The 17,317-nt window shown below is 42.5% G+C and carries 14 protein-coding genes; 8 read left to right on the top strand and 6 right to left on the bottom strand.

What is annotated here, in order from left to right; genetic code table 11:
- From tssH to R7P35_RS03410, 7 genes are all read left to right on the top strand, one after another.
- Complete coding sequence (gene tssH, locus R7P35_RS03380) at positions 1 to 2,568, top strand: type VI secretion system ATPase TssH (protein ID WP_258458356.1); 2,568 nt, start codon at positions 1 to 3, stop codon at positions 2,566 to 2,568.
- A gap of 208 nt (positions 2,569 to 2,776) precedes the next feature.
- Entirely contained in the window at positions 2,777 to 3,256 is a 480-nt protein-coding gene (locus tag R7P35_RS03385) for an Hcp family type VI secretion system effector (protein ID WP_005375967.1), read from the top strand.
- Between the two features lie 49 nt (positions 3,257 to 3,305).
- Positions 3,306 to 5,141: a type VI secretion system tip protein TssI/VgrG gene (gene tssI, locus R7P35_RS03390; protein WP_017820211.1), complete on the top strand. Its 1,836-nt coding sequence runs from the start codon at positions 3,306 to 3,308 to the stop codon at positions 5,139 to 5,141.
- An 11-nt stretch (positions 5,142 to 5,152) separates the two neighbouring features.
- Positions 5,153 to 5,443, top strand: coding sequence for a PAAR domain-containing protein (locus tag R7P35_RS03395; RefSeq protein WP_005375969.1), 291 nt, complete (start codon positions 5,153 to 5,155; stop codon positions 5,441 to 5,443).
- Entirely contained in the window at positions 5,444 to 6,283 is an 840-nt protein-coding gene (locus R7P35_RS03400) for a hypothetical protein (RefSeq protein ID WP_025767716.1), read from the top strand.
- A gap of 361 nt (positions 6,284 to 6,644) precedes the next feature.
- Positions 6,645 to 7,778: an exonuclease SbcCD subunit D gene (locus tag R7P35_RS03405; RefSeq protein ID WP_025767717.1), complete on the top strand. Its 1,134-nt coding sequence runs from the start codon at positions 6,645 to 6,647 to the stop codon at positions 7,776 to 7,778.
- A 9-nt stretch (positions 7,779 to 7,787) separates the two neighbouring features.
- The gene (locus R7P35_RS03410; protein WP_258458355.1) at positions 7,788 to 10,844 is read left to right on the top strand and encodes an AAA family ATPase; all 3,057 of its coding nucleotides are present in this window, start codon (positions 7,788 to 7,790) and stop codon (positions 10,842 to 10,844) included.
- Positions 10,845 to 10,903: 59 nt separating this feature from the next.
- On the opposite strand, the gene R7P35_RS03415 is transcribed toward R7P35_RS03410, so the two are convergent.
- Complete coding sequence (locus tag R7P35_RS03415; RefSeq protein WP_213904512.1) at positions 10,904 to 11,284, bottom strand: cystatin domain-containing protein; 381 nt, start codon at positions 11,282 to 11,284, stop codon at positions 10,904 to 10,906.
- A 307-nt stretch (positions 11,285 to 11,591) separates the two neighbouring features.
- On the opposite strand from R7P35_RS03415, the gene R7P35_RS03420 reads away from it, so the two are divergent.
- Positions 11,592 to 12,125, top strand: a complete 534-nt coding sequence (locus R7P35_RS03420) for a lipocalin family protein (protein ID WP_025767720.1) — start codon at positions 11,592 to 11,594, stop codon at positions 12,123 to 12,125.
- A 207-nt stretch (positions 12,126 to 12,332) separates the two neighbouring features.
- On the opposite strand, the gene R7P35_RS03425 is transcribed toward R7P35_RS03420, so the two are convergent.
- From R7P35_RS03425 to R7P35_RS03445, 5 genes are all read right to left on the bottom strand, one after another.
- Positions 12,333 to 13,328, bottom strand: a complete 996-nt coding sequence (locus R7P35_RS03425) for a succinylglutamate desuccinylase/aspartoacylase family protein (protein ID WP_053303674.1) — start codon at positions 13,326 to 13,328, stop codon at positions 12,333 to 12,335.
- Between the two features lie 110 nt (positions 13,329 to 13,438).
- Entirely contained in the window at positions 13,439 to 14,971 is a 1,533-nt protein-coding gene (yfcC, locus tag R7P35_RS03430; protein ID WP_318091671.1) for a putative basic amino acid antiporter YfcC, read from the bottom strand.
- Positions 14,972 to 15,183: 212 nt separating this feature from the next.
- Positions 15,184 to 15,504: a c-type cytochrome gene (locus R7P35_RS03435; RefSeq protein WP_017633643.1), complete on the bottom strand. Its 321-nt coding sequence runs from the start codon at positions 15,502 to 15,504 to the stop codon at positions 15,184 to 15,186.
- 78 nt (positions 15,505 to 15,582) lie between these two features.
- Positions 15,583 to 16,587, bottom strand: a complete 1,005-nt coding sequence (ltaE, locus tag R7P35_RS03440; protein ID WP_042520986.1) for a low-specificity L-threonine aldolase — start codon at positions 16,585 to 16,587, stop codon at positions 15,583 to 15,585.
- Positions 16,588 to 16,609: 22 nt separating this feature from the next.
- On the bottom strand, positions 16,610 to 17,125 hold the full coding sequence (locus R7P35_RS03445) for an NUDIX hydrolase (RefSeq protein WP_318091672.1): 516 nt from the start codon (positions 17,123 to 17,125) through the stop codon (positions 16,610 to 16,612).
- Positions 17,126 to 17,317 lie beyond the last annotated feature (192 nt).

Consider the following 17,317-nt stretch of genomic DNA (forward strand, 5'->3'; position numbering starts at 1 on the left):
ATGGCTTCACTCTCACTTTCAGCGTTGGTCGAAAGATTGTCTCCTCAGGCTAAGGAAACGCTTGAACAGGCAGCTGCTATGGCAAGCTCCCGAACTCATCACAGTATTGAAATGTCTCACTGGTTAATGATGATTATCCGCCATCCTGACGATATTTACTCTGAAGTTTTTGACGAATTTGATGTCGATAAAATCAAGGTTGAAACCGATATTCAAAAGGCATTAGAAAAATACAAAACAGGATGCCAGTCGGTGCCTGGGCTATCAGCTCATACGGTGACTGTTATGCAAAATGCCTTGTTATCTGCAACCATTGAATTCAATCAAGAACAGTTGGGGTGCATCCATCTTTTATTTGCCTACTTGTCTGATGATACGTTAGTCAACATGGCTGGTTCGATTAGTCCTGAACTAAACAAGATAGAACCATCTCGCTTATTGAACTTTAAAGAAAGTAATGCGCCTCAATCAAGATCGAATGACTTAGCGCAGTCAAACGCGAATTCCGCCTTGAATCAATTTACAACAGACCTTACTGAGCAAGCTAGGGAAGGTAAAATAGATCCGGTGATTGGTAGAGATAATGAAATTCGCCTAATGATCGATATTTTATTAAGACGCCGACAAAACAACCCGATTCTTACGGGAGAAGCTGGTGTTGGAAAAACAGCCGTTGTTGAAGGTTTGGCGCAAAAGATCATTGATGGCGATGTACCTCCCGCTTTGCAAAATGTGGCAATTAAGTCTCTGGATTTGGCGTTACTGCAAGCCGGCGCAGGCATGAAAGGTGAGTTTGAAAACAGGCTTAAGAACCTTGTTAAGGAAGTAAACGACGCTCCACAGCCTATTATATTGTTCATTGATGAAGCTCATGGCCTAATTGGCGGTGGTGGGCAAGCGGGCCAAGGTGATGCGGCGAATATTCTGAAGCCAGCATTAGCGAGAGGTGAACTCAGAACGATCGCAGCAACAACGTGGGCAGAGTATAAAAAGTATTTTGAAAAAGATGCAGCTTTAACTAGGCGTTTTCAAGTCGTAAAGGTTGATGAGCCTGCCCCTGAACTCGCGATCGAAATGTTACGAGGCTTACTTGATGTAATGGCACAACACCACGATGTTCATATCACTAACCAAGCTCTCAATGCAGCGGTCCAACTCTCAGCTCGATACATTAATGGTCGTCAACTGCCAGATAAAGCGGTTTCTGTTTTGGATACGGCCTGCTCTCGAGTTGCGTTAAGTCAGTCATCTACACCGGGAGGTCTAGATGCGAAAAGAAATAAACTTAAAGCAAAGCAAGCTGAGTATGAGCATCTTAGCCAAGAGAATCAGCTAGGAGCATCTCTTGATGTGCAGCTGCAAAGTGTCCGAAAAGAGATTGATGCGCTATCTAATGACATTATTGAATTAGAAGTACTTTGGGAAAAAGAAAAAGAATGGGTAAGTGAAGCTAAGTCACTTAGAACCCAAATAATCCAGGAGGGTTCTGAGACTGCGAGAGACAAGTTACAAGAGCTTGAAAATAACCTCTCCGCTAACTCACAGCCCTTAGTTTTTTCGCATGTAAATGAAGCGCTAATCGCAGAAGTTATTTCGGATTGGACCGGTATACCGCTGGGTAAACTTCAGGATGATGAAATCCAAGCAGTATTGGGTTTGAAAGAAAGTTTGTGCAAGCGAGTTGTCGGGCAGGATCACGCTTTAGAGCTCATGTCTGAAGTGATAAAAACTGCGAGTGCGCAGCTCACGGATGAGACACGACCAAATGGTGTATTTCTCCTAACCGGACCAAGCGGAGTGGGTAAAACCGAATCGGCTTTGGCGATTGCAGAGAAAGTGTATGGTAGTGAAGAAAATGTCACGACTATCAATATGTCGGAATTTAAGGAAGAGCATAAAGTCTCATTGCTATTAGGTTCTCCTCCTGGTTATGTCGGTTATGGAGAAGGAGGTGTACTGACTGAAGCTGTTAGACGTAAACCTTATAGTGTAATTCTCCTCGATGAAATGGAAAAAGCGCACCCTGGTGTTCAAGATATTTTTTATCAGGTATTTGATAAAGGCTCAATTAAAGACGGTGAAGGTCGAGATATAGACTTTAAAAACACTATTATTATTATGACCGCGAACACAGGGACCGAAACGACGATGTCTTTGTATTCTGATCCTGATTTAGCGCCTGAGCCGTCAGCACTAAAAGATGCTTTACGCGATGATTTGTTGGTTGACTTTAAACCAGCATTTTTAGGGCGTGTGAATGTATTACCTTATTTGCCTCTATCAAGAAAAGTATTGATAGAAATAACAAAACTAAAGTTGGATAAAATTACGACTCGTATTCGTAAGCACTATAACGCTGATCTGTTTTTTGATGAGGAACTAATTAATGATATTGTAGACAATAGCAATGAGTCTGGGAGTGGTGCGCGTGTGGTACAAACAACCATAGAAAATACATTGCTTCCGAAGATTTCTCATGAAATATTGCATGCAATTCTTAATGATAAGACGTTTGATGAAATTATTGTTAAAGGTACAACTAGTGGACTTGATGTCTCAATAGTTTAACATCCTTTACACTCTCAATAATAATTGGGAGTTGGTTCATATTAACTATTATTTTTTATAAAAAACGCTTAAATTAAATCTTATTTAAAGATATAACAGGGCGTATTTAAAATGAAGTTTTTGATACATTAATCACTAATTATCACCAAACGTCAGATAATTAAATTACTACGATATATGTCAATTAATAATGCTATAGGAGATTAGCATGCAGTCTAATACGTATCTTAAATACGCAGATATTAAGGGTGAGGCAACAGCCGAGCAATACAAAGATTTGATTACACTACTATCTGTAGATTGGAGTGTAGGTCGTGAGATCTCATCATACACTGGTACAGCGATGGACCGTGAAGCGAGCGCTACTCGTCTATATGATTTGACTATCACTAAACTTCAAGACCGTTCTTCTCCTGACTTATTTAAAGAAGCGACGATTGGTAAAGGTAAACCAGCGGTTTTCCATATTACTAAGCAGGGTGAGAAGGTTGAAGAGATCATGAAGATCGAACTGACTGATGCGATGATTTCTAACTACTCAGTTTCTATCCAAGACGATCGTCCAGTTGAAACTATCACAATTTCTTACACAGAAATGATGATGACAGTGACTCCTACTGACGATAAGAACAACACTTCTGCTCCATTGGTATACGGCTACAGCGGTGTTAAAGGTCAACAAATGTAATTTTCATGCGGGGGAGTATTCCTCCGCATTTTTTTGAAAGAAGTATTTAATGAAAAGAGCAACTCAAGATAACAATTTCATCCGAATTTCTTCCCCATTCGGTAAAGATGCCATCATACTAAACTCGTTTGAGTATAAAGAAGAGATCTCAGAACTTTTTTCATTGCGTGCTAAAGCTTACTTTAATGATCAACGAAGTGAGTTAAACGAAATTATTGGTAAGGAAGTTACCATTACCCTTGAAAATAATGAGGATGTTTCATCAAATCCTCGTTATATGCATGGTTACGTTTCTGCTGCAAGATTAGAAGGGAAAAGGGTTTCTAATACACATAAAGGCGAAAATTATAAAAACATAGAATTATTAATAGAGCCTAAATTACGTTTCGCTGAATATCGAAAAAATTGCAGAATATTTCAGCATAAAGATATAAAGGAAATTATCTCTGAAGTACTATCGGAGCATAGTGTTGCCTTTAGTTTTGAGCTAACCAAGTCCTATCCTAAATACACGTACAAAGTACAATATGAAGAATCAGATCTTGAATTTGTTCGACGTCTGTTATCGGAAGAGGGGCTATCATTTTGTTTTACACATACTAAGTCTGCCCATACGCTCAATATTTTTGATGACATCAGTTTTTATAAGCCGGGTACTGAGTTTTTAGTCGATTTTGATACAGGTACGGCGAAATCTAGCCACATTTCTTCTTGGCATGAAACGCAAATTCTGACTACTAAAGCGAGTCAAAAGTCAGGCTATAACATGCTCAAGCCTTCTTCGAATCCTAAAAATACTGCAAAGGGTGAAAGTGATTTTTTTACAGTGCCTGAAAGCGAGTATTTTGAATACATGGGTGAAATGGAGAGCAATGATCAATACGCACTGAGAAACACGCATGCAATAGAAGCACTACAGCAAAATGCATATTTGTGTCGTGGCGAGGCTACGTGCAGAACATTCAGCGTAGGCAAGTGCTTCAAGTTTAAAAAACATGAAGATAAATCTCGAGTTGGCAAAGAATATGTACTGTCTTCTGTTTTTTTGTCTGCTGCTGTTTATAACCAGACTGGTCAAGGTGGCACCGGTGCGCAAGGTGTCAAAGTCTCGTTTAGTTGTGTTGACTCAAAGACAATCCTTCGTCCTTCAGTTAACTATCCGAAACCTCAGATGAAAGGTTTACAAACTGCAATAGTTACGGGGAACAAAGATGGTGAAATTTACATAGACAAACATGGCCGTATCAAAGTTCAGTTTCACTGGGACCGTGTTGGTAAATACGATGTAAATAGTTCATGTTGGATTCGTGTTGCGCAAAATATCGCAGGTAACGGATGGGGGTCGGTGTTTCACCCTAGAGTCGGACAAGAGGTCATCGTCGAGTTTGTCAACGGAGACCCTGATCAACCAATCGTTACGGGGTCACTATATAACGGTAGTCAACTCCCTCCTTACGCTTTACCAGAGCAAAGTTCTCAGAGTGGTTATAAATCACGCTCTGTACAAAAAGGTACATCCAATTTTAATGAGTTGCGCTTCGATGATAAGCCTGGTGAAGAGCACATTTATCTTCATGCTGAAAAACTGTTCCAAATGCTAGTTGAAGACTGTGTTGATATCGCCGTTGAAAACAGTAAAACCGAAAAAGTGACCAATGATGTTAATCAAGAGGTTGGTCAGAACGCGAGCTTGAAAGTAGGTAAAAACTTTTCGAATGAAACGGGTGAAGTGCTGTCTTTTAATGCAGGAAAGAGCGTCGAGATCAAAGTAGGTGGTGCTTCTATTCAGATGTCTAGCTCTGGAGAAATCAATATCAAAGGTAATAAAATATCCATTAACGGCTCAGCTATTGCTCTTAAAGCTGGGCAAATTTCATTGAACTAAGGTGATTTAAAGTGGGTAAACCAGCCGCAATTTTGGGCAGCTTTCATCTTTGCCCTAAAAAAACAGGAAAGATACCGCATGTCGGTGGTCCCGTCGTTGTTGGTTCACCAAACGTAACGATTGGCGGGATACCTGCGGCAAGACAAGGCGACAAGCTTATTTGTATCGGTCCTCCGGATAGTATCTCAGCAGGTTCTTCTAGCGTAACAATCAACGGTAAACCAGCCGCGAGAGTCGGCGATTCAACGTCTCATGGTGGCAAAATTCTATCTGGTATGCCTACGGTTTTAATCGGAGGCTAGATGCCACTCGCATTTCAAACGCATCTTCTATCCTTTAATGGCCGTTCACACACCGTTCGCGAGATAGCTGATGATTCTTTTAGATTGTCCGAGGAAATCCGACCCCCTGACTTTGCTCAATCAATAGATGAGCATATATTAAGCCTCGTGCGCTCTGAGCGCGAGAGTCTTGAGCAAGCTGATATCAAAGGGAATCTCTGTGTTCTTTTACCCTCTTCGGTAGACAAAAGCTTGCTTAAAGCATTGATAAGCGAGCTTTCTATTTTCGTTGACCAAACTGTCAATACTGAAATTTACTTTTATCCTTATGGCCAAGCTGCATTTTTGATGGCACTAAATCGGATAAATCGTGAAGTTAATGAAACGCAAGCGACTTGGATACTGGCTATAGAGGTTACGAGTGATGTAGAAGGGCATGTCAAACCTCAAAGCTCTATCATTTTAACCAAGTGTTTTTTTCGACATTCAGGTCTTGTGCCTGATGTTGTTCGAATTGACTTAGATGCCAAACAACAACGCATCGCCGTGGACAAGGTGTTTAAGCAATTAGGAGTAAGTTGTGAACATCCACTCAGTCAATTGTATTTATCCGTTAATAAGGAAGAACCGCAATGGTTAAACTCAATGCAATTCTTGTCTCCGTGGGTGACCGATCAAACTCAGTATCAATTTGTTGATATCAAACTTGGCGGATTGGGTGCATGTGGCGGCGTTTTAAAAGCGTTAGTGATTGATGAGCTTCAAAGAAGCAGCCCCTGCCCAGACTTTCACGTGTTGCAAGCGGACATCGAGTCAGATGGCTATGCGGTAGGAGTAATATACAATTGGCGTAGTGAATAGGTCTGGCTATTGCTTTTCCTTCTAGTAGTAGCTGAGGTTTTAGTGATGCAAATGTTATGGGGGATTGACTCGAAACTGGCCCTTTAATGATGTTTGGACAATGACTAGGCGCAGCTTGCTTTTCAAAATAGCTTTGCTCACCGCGTTTTTACAGTGTTCTTCTCGCTTTCTGATTAAATAGCCAGCCCTAGAACACAAACCACATGAAAAGCTGTTCGACTCAAGATATCCTTACCGAAATAAAATAACTTGAGTTTTGGCTTGTTCGAGATCCCACCCGTGACGCATTCCTTTTTATAAACGGTACATGGACTCTGACAGAAGCAAGCCTACTCATAGAATTGGCGGAAAGTGAATTCGAATGAAGTTTATCCACACCTCAGATTGGCATCTTGGTCGACAATTCCACAACGTATCACTACTCGAAGATCAACAAGCAGTACTCGAACAACTGATTAACTATATTGAACGCAACCCCGTCGATGCAGTTGTAGTGGCGGGAGATATCTATGACCGTTCGGTGCCACCAACGGTTGCAATAGAACTGTTAAATCGAGTCGTGAAACGCATTTGTACCGAGTTAGAAACACCAATGATATTGATATCTGGCAACCATGATGGTGCAGAAAGGTTAGGTTTCGGCTCAGAGCAAATGAAAAATGCAGGTCTCCATATTGTTAGCAACTTTGAAGATATGCTCACTCCCATCATCATAAAAACGGACTCTGCGGATGAGGTCGCGTTTTATGGTATGCCTTATAACGACCCTGAACAGGTCAGGTTTGCCTACAAAGCCTCGGTATCCACTCATGATGAGGCTCATCAATTGCTTGTTGAGCAAATTAAAGAGCGCTTTATCTCTACGCAAAAGCGCGTGCTCGTGAGTCATTGTTTTGTTGATGGGGCCATCGAGTCAGACTCTGAACGACCATTATCTATTGGTGGCTCTGATCGCGTGAGTCATGAACACTTCTTAGATTTTGACTACGTCGCACTTGGTCATTTGCATCAGCCTCAAAAGAAAGGCGCAGAGCATATCCGCTACTCTGGCTCACTCATGAAGTATAGCTTTGGTGAACAGAACCAGAGAAAAGGTTTCACGTTAGTTGAACTGGACAAGAAAGGATTTGTTTCTGCAGAGCATATTGATCTTACGGCTCCTCATGAAATGCGCATTGTAGAGGGCGAGCTGGATAAAGTTATTGATCAAGGCAAAACAGACCCTAAGAATGAAGATTATTTGTTAGTTCGTTTGATGGATAAACATGCGATTTTAAACCCAATGGAAAAACTTCGTTCAGTGTATCCAAACGTTTTACACCTTGAGAAACCTGGCATGTTAATTGGGGTAGAGCAGGAAATGGCGCAAGCAAAGTTGGCGCGAAGCGAAATTGATATGTTCCGAGATTTTTTTATTGAGGCGCAAGATAGCCAGTTGTCTAAAGAGCAAGAGCAAGCTGTTACTGACATTATTAAGCAATTATCACAGCAATAGGGACCAAAGATGAAACCAATTAAACTTACCATGCAAGCCTTTGGTCCGTTTGCAAAAACCGAAGTCATTGACTTTGAAAAGCTTGGCCGTAACCCTCTGTTTTTGATTAATGGTCCTACAGGCTCAGGTAAAACGTCGATCTTAGATGCCATTTGCTTCGCCCTTTATGGTGAAACCACAGGTAATGAGCGACAAGGTATTCAGATGCGGTGTGACTTATCCGCGCAAGATTTACCAACCGAAGTAGTTCTCGAATTTTCGTTACACGGCAAACAATACCGAGTTGTTCGATCCCCTGAGCAGGAAGCGCCCAAGGCCCGTGGTGAAGGGATGACGATTAAAAAGCACACTGCGGCTCTTTATGAACTCGGTGAGACTGAAACGCTTATCACCAGCAAGACGACTCAGGTTAAAACTGAAGTTAGCAATATTATTGGCTTGAATGAAACTCAATTTCGTCAAGTTATGGTGTTGCCTCAAGGAAAATTCCGAGAACTGTTGCTTGCTAGCTCTAAAGAGCGTGAAGAAATTTTTGGCCAGCTCTTTCAAACTGACATATATAAAAAAATTGAGTACGCGCTCAAAGATAAAGCGAGTGCAATTAGTAAAGCGAAAGGCGAATTTGATAATCAAATTCGAGGTGCTTTACAAGTTGCAGAAGCGAGTTCTGAACAAGAACTATTACAACAACTGGAACAAGTAACTAAGCAATTAGAGTCTGATAAAAAGAATGAGCAAGCAGCGTTAGATAAGCTCAATACTGCTAAATCTGAATTGCAAAAAGCGGAAACCTTGAATGGAGAGTTTTCGAAACGAGAGCAAGCAGAAAGCGCACTCAAGCTGCATCTAGAACACTCAGATTCGATAAAAGCTCGTCAACAGCAATTAGAAAACGCTAAAAATGCCAATAAGATAGAGTTGCCCTATATCTCATTACAAAATGCAAAAGCTCAAACGCAAGAGCTTAGGCAAAAAATCGTAGCTTTGAAAGAGAGTCTCGAAAAAGCTCATGTCGTTGCGAGAGAACAAGAAAACTTGCAGCAAAGTGCAAAAGAGGCCGCGGCAAAGGTCCCGCAGTTAACGCAACTGCAGTATCAGCTTGAAAGTACGAAAAACAAGTTGGTCGAGAAAGACAATTTGGAAAGTAAAATAACGGCGGGTTATCAACAAAAACAACAATTTGAAGCAACGTTAAAACAGTACATAGAACTAAAAGATAAGTTAACGTTACAGGCCCAGCAGGGACAGAAGGAGCTAGAGAAAGCACGAGTTGATGTTGCGCTTATTGGCAGCATCGATGCGGAAATAAAACAAAAACAACGGCTGCTACAGGATCTAAAAAAGCTGCATGATCTTACTTTAGAGCTCTCTAAACTCAATGCGCTAACTGTAGATAAGCAGCAGTCACTAAACGAAGCCAGTCAGCGCTATATGCAGTGTCAACAAGCCGCTGATACGATAGAGCTTAAGTGGCACAACGCTCAAGCGGCAGTATTAGCGCAGCGACTAAAAGCAGGTGAAGCATGCCCGGTGTGTGGTAGCGAAACGCATCCTAACCCCGCAACGTTTGTTGAAGAAGCCGTTACAAAAGAGCAAGTTCAGGCGGCTAGAGCGAAAGAGCGAGAAGCTCAAACCTTGTTGAACCAACTAAGCAATCAGCTAGAACAACATAACGTTGTCATTAGTCAGTATCAGAATCAGTGTAACCAGTTGAAAGAGGAGTTGGGTGAGTATGCTACATCTGAGATCTCGACGGTTCAAAATGATTTGCAAGCGATCAATGCTCAACTCCTACGTCTACAAGCTATTGATATTGAAAAGCTAGAAAAGAACGTTGAACAGCTTAATCAACGCTGCGTCGTGGGTGAAAATAAAATTCATGAGCTGCAGAATCAAATGGCGGCAAATGAATCAACCGTTAAAGCGAACCAAGAACAATTGGCTCAATTACAAGCTTCTATTGACCCAAAATACAGTTCCGCTGACTTGCTTGAACGTGAAATTTTGCTGACAAACGAGCAAATTCTGAGTTTGAACACAGGCTTAGAAAAGGCGCAAAACGCTTTGCAGCAAGCGATATTGGAGAAATCAAATGCGGAAAGTCACTTAGCGACGAACAAGCAGTGGTTATCTGAGTCAGAGCAAAAACTTAGCCAAGCAGAATTAGCGTGGAATGAGGCACTACAGGCGAGTAAATTTGAGGATGAAAGCCATTATCTAAGTAGTCGAGTGGGAGATGATGAACTTCAAGCCTGGCAGCAAGAAATAGACAGCTTCAAACAGGCACAAACCAAGCTTGAGCAAACACTACATGATTTAAATCATGCATTAAAAGATCTTGAAAGGCCTAATTTAGAGTCGTTTAACGACAGGCTAACCACTCTGCAGGCGCAATATATTGAAGTAAGGAATCAACTTGATACCACACGCTCAATATTTGAACGCCTTGAAAAGGTTCGTAAAGATATTGCCGTGTTGCATGAGAAAAATAGTAAGTTAGAAGAAGAATACAAAATCTTTGGTACGTTGTACGACGTTGCTAGCGGTAAAACAGGCAGCAGGGTTAGCCTACATCGCTTTGTTCTTGGTGTACTGTTGGATGATGTGCTGATTCAGGCCTCTCAACGCTTAAGCCTTATGAGTAAAGGGCGCTATATTCTTGCTCGAAAAACAGAGGGCTTCAAAGGCGCTGCGGGTCGCGGCTTAGATTTAATGGTTGAAGATGGCTACACAGGAAAAACGCGTGATGTTGCGACACTTTCCGGCGGTGAATCATTTATGGCAGCGCTTGCTCTGGCACTTGGTTTGTCGGATGTTGTGCAATCCTATAGTGGCGGTATCCGTTTAGACACTTTATTTATTGATGAGGGCTTCGGTAGTTTAGACCCAGAGTCTTTAGATCTTGCTATTCAAACGCTAGTGGACCTGCAACAGACTGGGCGCATGATCGGTGTTATTTCTCACGTTTCTGAGCTGAAAGAGCAAATGGCGCAGAGGATTGATGTTGAACCATCAAGACTTGGTTCAACGGTGTCGATTAAATCTCAATGTCGCTTCGCTGTCTAATTCAGTGACTACTGTTAGATCAAAAAGCCCCTATTGTTAGGGGCTTTCTGACTAAGTCGCTACTGTTCGCAAAAGTGGCCTTCTTTTGGTGATTGGGTAATCGCATATTCGCCATCAAGGTTGCGATAAACAATCGTGTTCCAAACAGAGCCATCATCCAATTCAAACTCAATAGCATAGTTGACGCCGCTAACGATTTGCGCGTGAACATTCAGTATTCGTTTAAACGACGCTATTGTGTCCATTTTCTTTAAAACAAAGGCCATTGCCTTTTGTGCATCAGGGGTCGCGTTAAACTCATTCCACCCACCTGGCATGTTTCCTTGTGCATTACATACATTTGCCGAGGTCGTTAATTGTGTCGTTTCGCTCGGCTTTTCCTGCTGACAACCTGCAAGTAACACCAAAAGTGCACAAACTGACACTGTTTTTAATTTCATAACAATAACCTCTGTCTATAACGCAACGTATTATAGGAGGGTGATATGCCTACGAATGTCTATGTTGTGCAAAGTTTCTATATGCATAGGGTTAAATGCTGACAAAATGTACAAGCATGGTCAGCTTGTAAGTCAAAAATAGAGCAATCTTGTTATCGATTTGCAGAGATGACGAGGTTTCGGTGTTCAGCGCGCTATTGATGATGAAGAATTGTGATGTGTACCTATGAGGGCGATGGTGCGGCTTAGTGATCGATTTGTTATCTTCTAGAGTAAAATCAATCACTAATTAAAATTTAGGTGTTGTATGAAATCGATAAAAATATTTTTACTTTTGTCACTTGCAACTTTATTTGGTTGTACCTCGAAGCCGGATGGGGTGGAACCCGTGAATAATTTCGATTTAGAGCCATATCTAGGTAAGTGGTATGAGATTGCACGCCTAGACCATTCATTTGAGCGAGGCTTATCCAACGTTACCGCTGAGTATCAGGTTCGTGAGGATGGTGGGGTCAAGGTGATAAACCGTGGATATTCCGAAGAAGAGCGACAGTGGTCAGAAGCTGAAGGCAAAGCTTATTTTGTTGAAGATGAAACGGTGGGACACTTAAAGGTTTCCTTTTTTGGGCCAATATATTCTTCTTACATTGTGTTTGAGCTAGGTGAAAACTATGACTATGCGTTTGTCTCAGGTTACAACCACGACTACTTGTGGCTATTGTCTAGAACTCCTAATGTTGATGAGAAAGTAGTGGAGCGCTTTAAGTACGTAGCTAAAGAGAAAGGTTTCGCTATCGACGAGCTCATTTTTGTTGAACAAGAGAAACAACGGCAGCTTTAAGTTCATCAGCGTGGCTGAAAAAGCGGACAGAGGGGCAGCTTCCTAATTAAGAGCTCAGTTTGTCATTTCGCTTAACAGTAATTTGTTACCGCGTAACTTAATGTGGTCAAAATGGATATAGCCCCATCATTTGTGATTACTCGTGATGGGGCTTATATAAATTTGAGTGAGCGTCGAAAGGTTGATCTATCAACAAACGGTTATGGTTTACTTAATCAAACGAACGATCAGGGAACCTGGTGCTCGAATAGATTCAACATTGTGGCTAAGTACTGTGCCGCTTGTTGGGGCGGTGTAGCGTTTAATCTCAGCGCCAAAGCTGTCGTATTGAATCGCAAGAAGTTGGCCTTGCTCGACAAAATTCATCAAACTGACATGAGGCAGTACAAAGCCGCCGTGTGTCGCTTTTACACTGACGATTTCGTTTCCTTCCAAGCATGACGTAATAGGGTCCATATCACCTTCAACAATGTTATGCTTTTTCAGCACATTAAAAATGCCTGTTACAGTTCGACTGATAAGTTCTTGCTCGGTGTATCGCCCCATACCTACTTCAACTGTAATGCTTGGGACACCATGGTTATTCCAAACCGTTTCAAGGACGCCAGCATCTCCAGGATCATTTAAAATCGCATCAGGATTAATGAGACGAGCCATTTCTAATGATTGCTCGATTCGGAAATCTGCAAACACGTAAAGTGGATAGGCCGCACCACTGGTTTGAGTGTGAAGGTCAATGGCTAAATCAGCATTTGGCTTGAGCAAATCATTCCACAATGCATATAAGTAACGTTGGGCCTCATTGCCGTTTTGGTCACCAGGAAAAAAGCGGTTTAAGTTTGCAGGAGACGCGTCAGGGTCTGCGGAATAGAAATCGCGGCTGTGGTTTAGCATACCTGGCATGTTAATGGTTGGAACAATAGTGACAGTACCAGCGACTTCAGTGCCGATGAGCTCTCGAGCAGTTTTCTGCGCTGCTAACACACCATTGTACTCATCACCATGAACCCCTGCGGTAATCATGATCTTCTTGCCAGGTTTTTCACCTTTGAACACTAGCACAGGTAGGTGTTGCCACTGAGAGAGAGCATTCGTTGCGATGCGAAACCAAAACTTATGCTCGCCCGAATTTAGGTCTGCTACATTGAGAGATTGAATCACTTGATGACCCTGAATCATGTCATCGAGAAATTGTGTTGCCATTAAAGTTACCACTCCAAAACCATAAGCTAATCTAAAACCTTAGCGTCGTCATACCATGAATATTAATAAGGCGAGAACATGTCTCGCCTTAATTACCAATTGGTTTCGTTTTACGCAAAACCCATAATATGAGCTGCGATAACGACGATACTTGATAGGGTAAAGAGTAATAGAATAAATCGCCAGCAGAATTTTGCCCAGTCACCCCAGTCGATACGGCAGACACCAAGCGTTGCCATGAGAGATGCCGAAGTAGGGACGATAACGTTAGTAAAGCCATCGCCAAGTTGGAATGACAAAACTGCCACTTGGCGCGTAACTCCTGCAATGTCTGCCAGAGGGGCCAGTAGAGGCATCGTTAGTGCCGCTTGTCCAGAGCCCGAAGTGACGAAGAAGTTGAAGATAGATTGGAATACATACATTAACCATGCCGCAGCCACGTCAGGAAGCCCGCTAATTACGCCGCCAACACTGTTTAGAATTGAATTCAGTACACTCGCTTCATCAGTTGTACCACCACCAAGGATCAACAATACACCTTTTGCACAACCCACTAATAGGGCAGGTGCAAGCATAATAGCTGCACCTTCTTTAAATGCATCAGCTGCGCAGTTTAGCGTCATACCGTTCAGGCGAAAAATCGTACCGATGATCGCGACAACAAAGCCCATAGTGAAAAATTGAGACGCGATTTCTGGGATGTACCATGCGTTAGCGACTACGCCCCAAACGACCCACACCGTGGTCGCAATAACCGTAAGGATAACGAGTGTGTCACCTAGGTTCCAACGAGAATCTTGATTGCCAAGCTCTTGCTGACGGAAATACTGGTCTGTGCGATGGCTGTAAGAAAGTTTAGGATTTGACTTCACACGAGCGGCGTAGATCATTGTGAAAGCGATACCGATTAACGTAAAGCCAGCCCATAACCCCATGCGTACTGTCATGCCGGATAAAACAGGTACACCCGCAATGCCTTGCGCAATAGCGACGGAGAAAGGGTTCATCCAAGAAGTAGCAAAGCCAATTTGAGTCGCAACATAGGTAACCATTACCGTAGTGATACCATCATAACCAATGCGAACCATAAGCGGCGCGATAATAATCGCAAACGCTACGGCTTCTTCACCCATACCAAATACCGCACCGCCTAGCGAGAACAGCAAAAATAGCACTGGAATGAATAGCGCTTCGTTACCTTTGGTCTTATCGATAAGGCGCAGGATACCGTTATCGATTGTGCCTGTGCGCATTACAACGCCGAAAGCACCGCCGATAACCAACATGAACATAATCACGCCGATTGCGCTGCCCCATTTAGAGCCAGAAACTAGCCCTTCGAAAGGGAAGTTCATCAGACCAATGCCACCACCAGAAGCAAACAGGCCAACCTTGTTGTAAACCAGTTCACCGTTTTCGTCGGTTGCATAAGAGAAAGAAGAAGGATCGATAACTGTGCGAGTTTTTTCTGCACCGTCTACCATGTAGGTCACCTGTTGGCTATCAAAATGACCAGCAGGAATTAAGTAGGTAAGAATCGCAGCAAGAATACCAACAATGAAGATCAAAATGAGGGTATCTGGCATCTGCCACGACTTAGGGGTAGCAACCGAGTCTGCTGGTTGCGCATGTGTGTGAGACATAACTTACTTCACGTCAAATTCAATAAAGCATGAAATATCGATAAAATAGAATAAAAAGTCAATATTAATGCTTATGTTGAACTATAAATTCATCAAATATTTGAAGTGAAGTTAATTTGATTGTTTTGTGGTCAAATGTTGGGTTAATGTTTCAATATGCGTTGAGTTTGGATGATTCACGAGCTTTCATAGTACATCTACAGGTGATCTAATCACTTGATTTCTGTCTGTTCTGCATAAAAAGCAGCGACATCACGAAGGTCTTCATCATTTAACATTTTTAACTGTGCTGCCATCATTTCTGCAAGTGGCCCTTTACGCTCACCGGCTTGATAAGATTTCATTGCATTGTAAAGGTACTGAGCATTTTGACCAGCAAGGCTTGGATAGGTGTTGTTCGTTGCGATGCCTGTAACACCGTGACAATAGACACAGCTAGGTGATTTGATTTTACCTTTATCAGCATCACCAAACGGCTCGGCATGGATAGCGGAAGAGAAAATAAAAGAGATTAGAAGTACAAATCTGAGCATGGAGGTTATCTATTCGCTAAAAATCATGCCGATACAATAAAGCTTCCCCTTAGGGGAAGCTCAATGATCAAAATCAAATTAAAGTAGAGATTTTATACTTGATAAGAAAGTGTCGATGTCTTTCGCTGAAATATCTTTATGAGTTACAAAACGAATTGGATTTCCAGGGGTTATCGTGATGTTTTGTTCCTTTAGTTTCGCAGCGATACTTACTATGTCCACTTGAGGAGCAAGCTTCGCGAACACGATGTTCGTTTGAACAAATTCAGGGTTGACTGAAAAACCAGGCAGTTCTGCTAAACCTTCCGCTAAGGTTTTTGCGTTGATGTGATCTTGTTTTAGCTGTTCCACTTGTTCGGTAAGGGCAAGTTTGCCTGCTGCGGCAAGAATACCCGCTTGACGCATACCACCGCCGACCATCTTTCTTAAGCGACGTGCTTTTGCGATGTAGTCTTTGCTACCAAGCAGTAGCGAGCCAACAGGGGCAGCCAGACCTTTCGACAGACAGATCGTCATTGAATCAAAGTACTGACCGATCTCTTTTACCGGAACATCAAGTGCAACGGCTGCGTTAAAAACGCGAGCGCCATCTAGATGCATCTGCAAGTTATGTTTATTCACGAAGTCACGTGCTTCTGCTAAGTAAGACAGAGGTAGTACTTTACCATTAATTGTGTTTTCTAAGCTGAGAAGCTTAGTGCGAGCAAAGTGACAATCATCTGGTTTAATCGCAGCAGCCAGTTTATCAAATGGTAGCGTGCCATCTGGGTTGTTTTCGACTGGTTGAGGTTGAATTGATCCCAAAACCGCCGCGCCACCAGCTTCGTATTTGTAGTTATGTGCTTGTTGCCCACATAGATATTCATCTCCCCGCTCGCAATGCGCCATTAAACCGAGCAGATTGGCTTGAGTGCCTGAAGTGGTAAACAAAGCTGCTTCGAAACCAGCAAGCTGCGCAGCAAATTTTTCAAGCTCATTGACCGTAGGGTCATCACCATAAACATCATCCCCAACGGGGGCCTTAAACATGGCTTCTCGCATGGCTTGGGTGGGCTGTGTAACGGTATCTGATCGAAAATCCATGAATGTCTCCTTGGTCAAAGTCCTAAATATATCCGCAAAGGCGCGCTTTGCTTAAGCAAGCGATCGTTTTGGCATCGGTGATCGTGCCATCGACAATCTTTTCTTCGAGTTGCTTGATTGACAAGGTGACGACCTCAATCACTTCGTCTTCATCGCACTCGTAACGGTTTGTTTTGTTGAGCTTTTCGGCAACAAATAGATACTGTATCTCATCACAAAATCCGGCAAGAGGGGTGACTTGGCCGAGAGACGTGAATTTCTCTGCACTAAACCCAGTTTCTTCCTCTAACTCTCTTTTGGCGCAGCAGAGTGGCTCTTCGTTGCCTTCCCTGGTACCAGTAGGAAGTTCCAATAGCCATTTATTAAGTGAAGGCCGAAATTGGTGGACAAGGACAATCTCACCCTCCGCTGTAATAGGGAGAATCACTGCAGCGCCCGGATGATGGATTGTGGTGTGCGTAATTGCCTGTCCTGTAGGAAGCATAACGTCTTCTTCAATCAGAGAAATTTGCTTCCATTTATGAATTATCTTGCTCATGCAGTTATGAACCCTAGCTGTTACCGCATTTTTGACGTTTTTCGACATTAACCACAAATGGTGGGAAACAAAAGCAAAAAATACTGCAACACGACGAAAGCGTTTGCACTTTAAGTGAGCAATGTCTCATAAATGGAAACTTTGATTGCTTCGTCAAGATGGGGAAAAGCATCTGCTATAAGGGGAATTCGA

This window comes from Vibrio sp. Vb0304, assembly GCF_033338995.1.
GTDB lineage: Bacteria > Pseudomonadota > Gammaproteobacteria > Enterobacterales > Vibrionaceae > Vibrio > Vibrio alginolyticus.

Bases quoted from the DNA above. Each gene is read 5' to 3' on its own strand.
- R7P35_RS03415 (WP_213904512.1), bottom strand. From the start codon at position 11,284: ATGAAATTAAAAACAGTGTCAGTTTGTGCACTTTTGGTGTTACTTGCA.
- R7P35_RS03405 (WP_025767717.1), top strand. From the start codon at position 6,645: ATGAAGTTTATCCACACCTCAGATTGGCATCTTGGTCGACAATTCCAC.
- R7P35_RS03400 (WP_025767716.1), top strand. From the start codon at position 5,444: ATGCCACTCGCATTTCAAACGCATCTTCTATCCTTTAATGGCCGTTCA.
- R7P35_RS03385 (WP_005375967.1), top strand. From the start codon at position 2,777: ATGCAGTCTAATACGTATCTTAAATACGCAGATATTAAGGGTGAGGCA.
- tssI (WP_017820211.1), top strand. From the start codon at position 3,306: ATGAAAAGAGCAACTCAAGATAACAATTTCATCCGAATTTCTTCCCCA.
- R7P35_RS03420 (WP_025767720.1), top strand. From the start codon at position 11,592: ATGAAATCGATAAAAATATTTTTACTTTTGTCACTTGCAACTTTATTT.
- R7P35_RS03435 (WP_017633643.1), bottom strand. From the start codon at position 15,504: ATGCTCAGATTTGTACTTCTAATCTCTTTTATTTTCTCTTCCGCTATC.
- yfcC (WP_318091671.1), bottom strand. From the start codon at position 14,971: ATGTCTCACACACATGCGCAACCAGCAGACTCGGTTGCTACCCCTAAG.
- tssH (WP_258458356.1), top strand. From the start codon at position 1: ATGGCTTCACTCTCACTTTCAGCGTTGGTCGAAAGATTGTCTCCTCAG.
- R7P35_RS03425 (WP_053303674.1), bottom strand. From the start codon at position 13,328: ATGGCAACACAATTTCTCGATGACATGATTCAGGGTCATCAAGTGATT.
- R7P35_RS03445 (WP_318091672.1), bottom strand. From the start codon at position 17,125: ATGAGCAAGATAATTCATAAATGGAAGCAAATTTCTCTGATTGAAGAA.
- R7P35_RS03410 (WP_258458355.1), top strand. From the start codon at position 7,788: ATGAAACCAATTAAACTTACCATGCAAGCCTTTGGTCCGTTTGCAAAA.
- ltaE (WP_042520986.1), bottom strand. From the start codon at position 16,587: ATGGATTTTCGATCAGATACCGTTACACAGCCCACCCAAGCCATGCGA.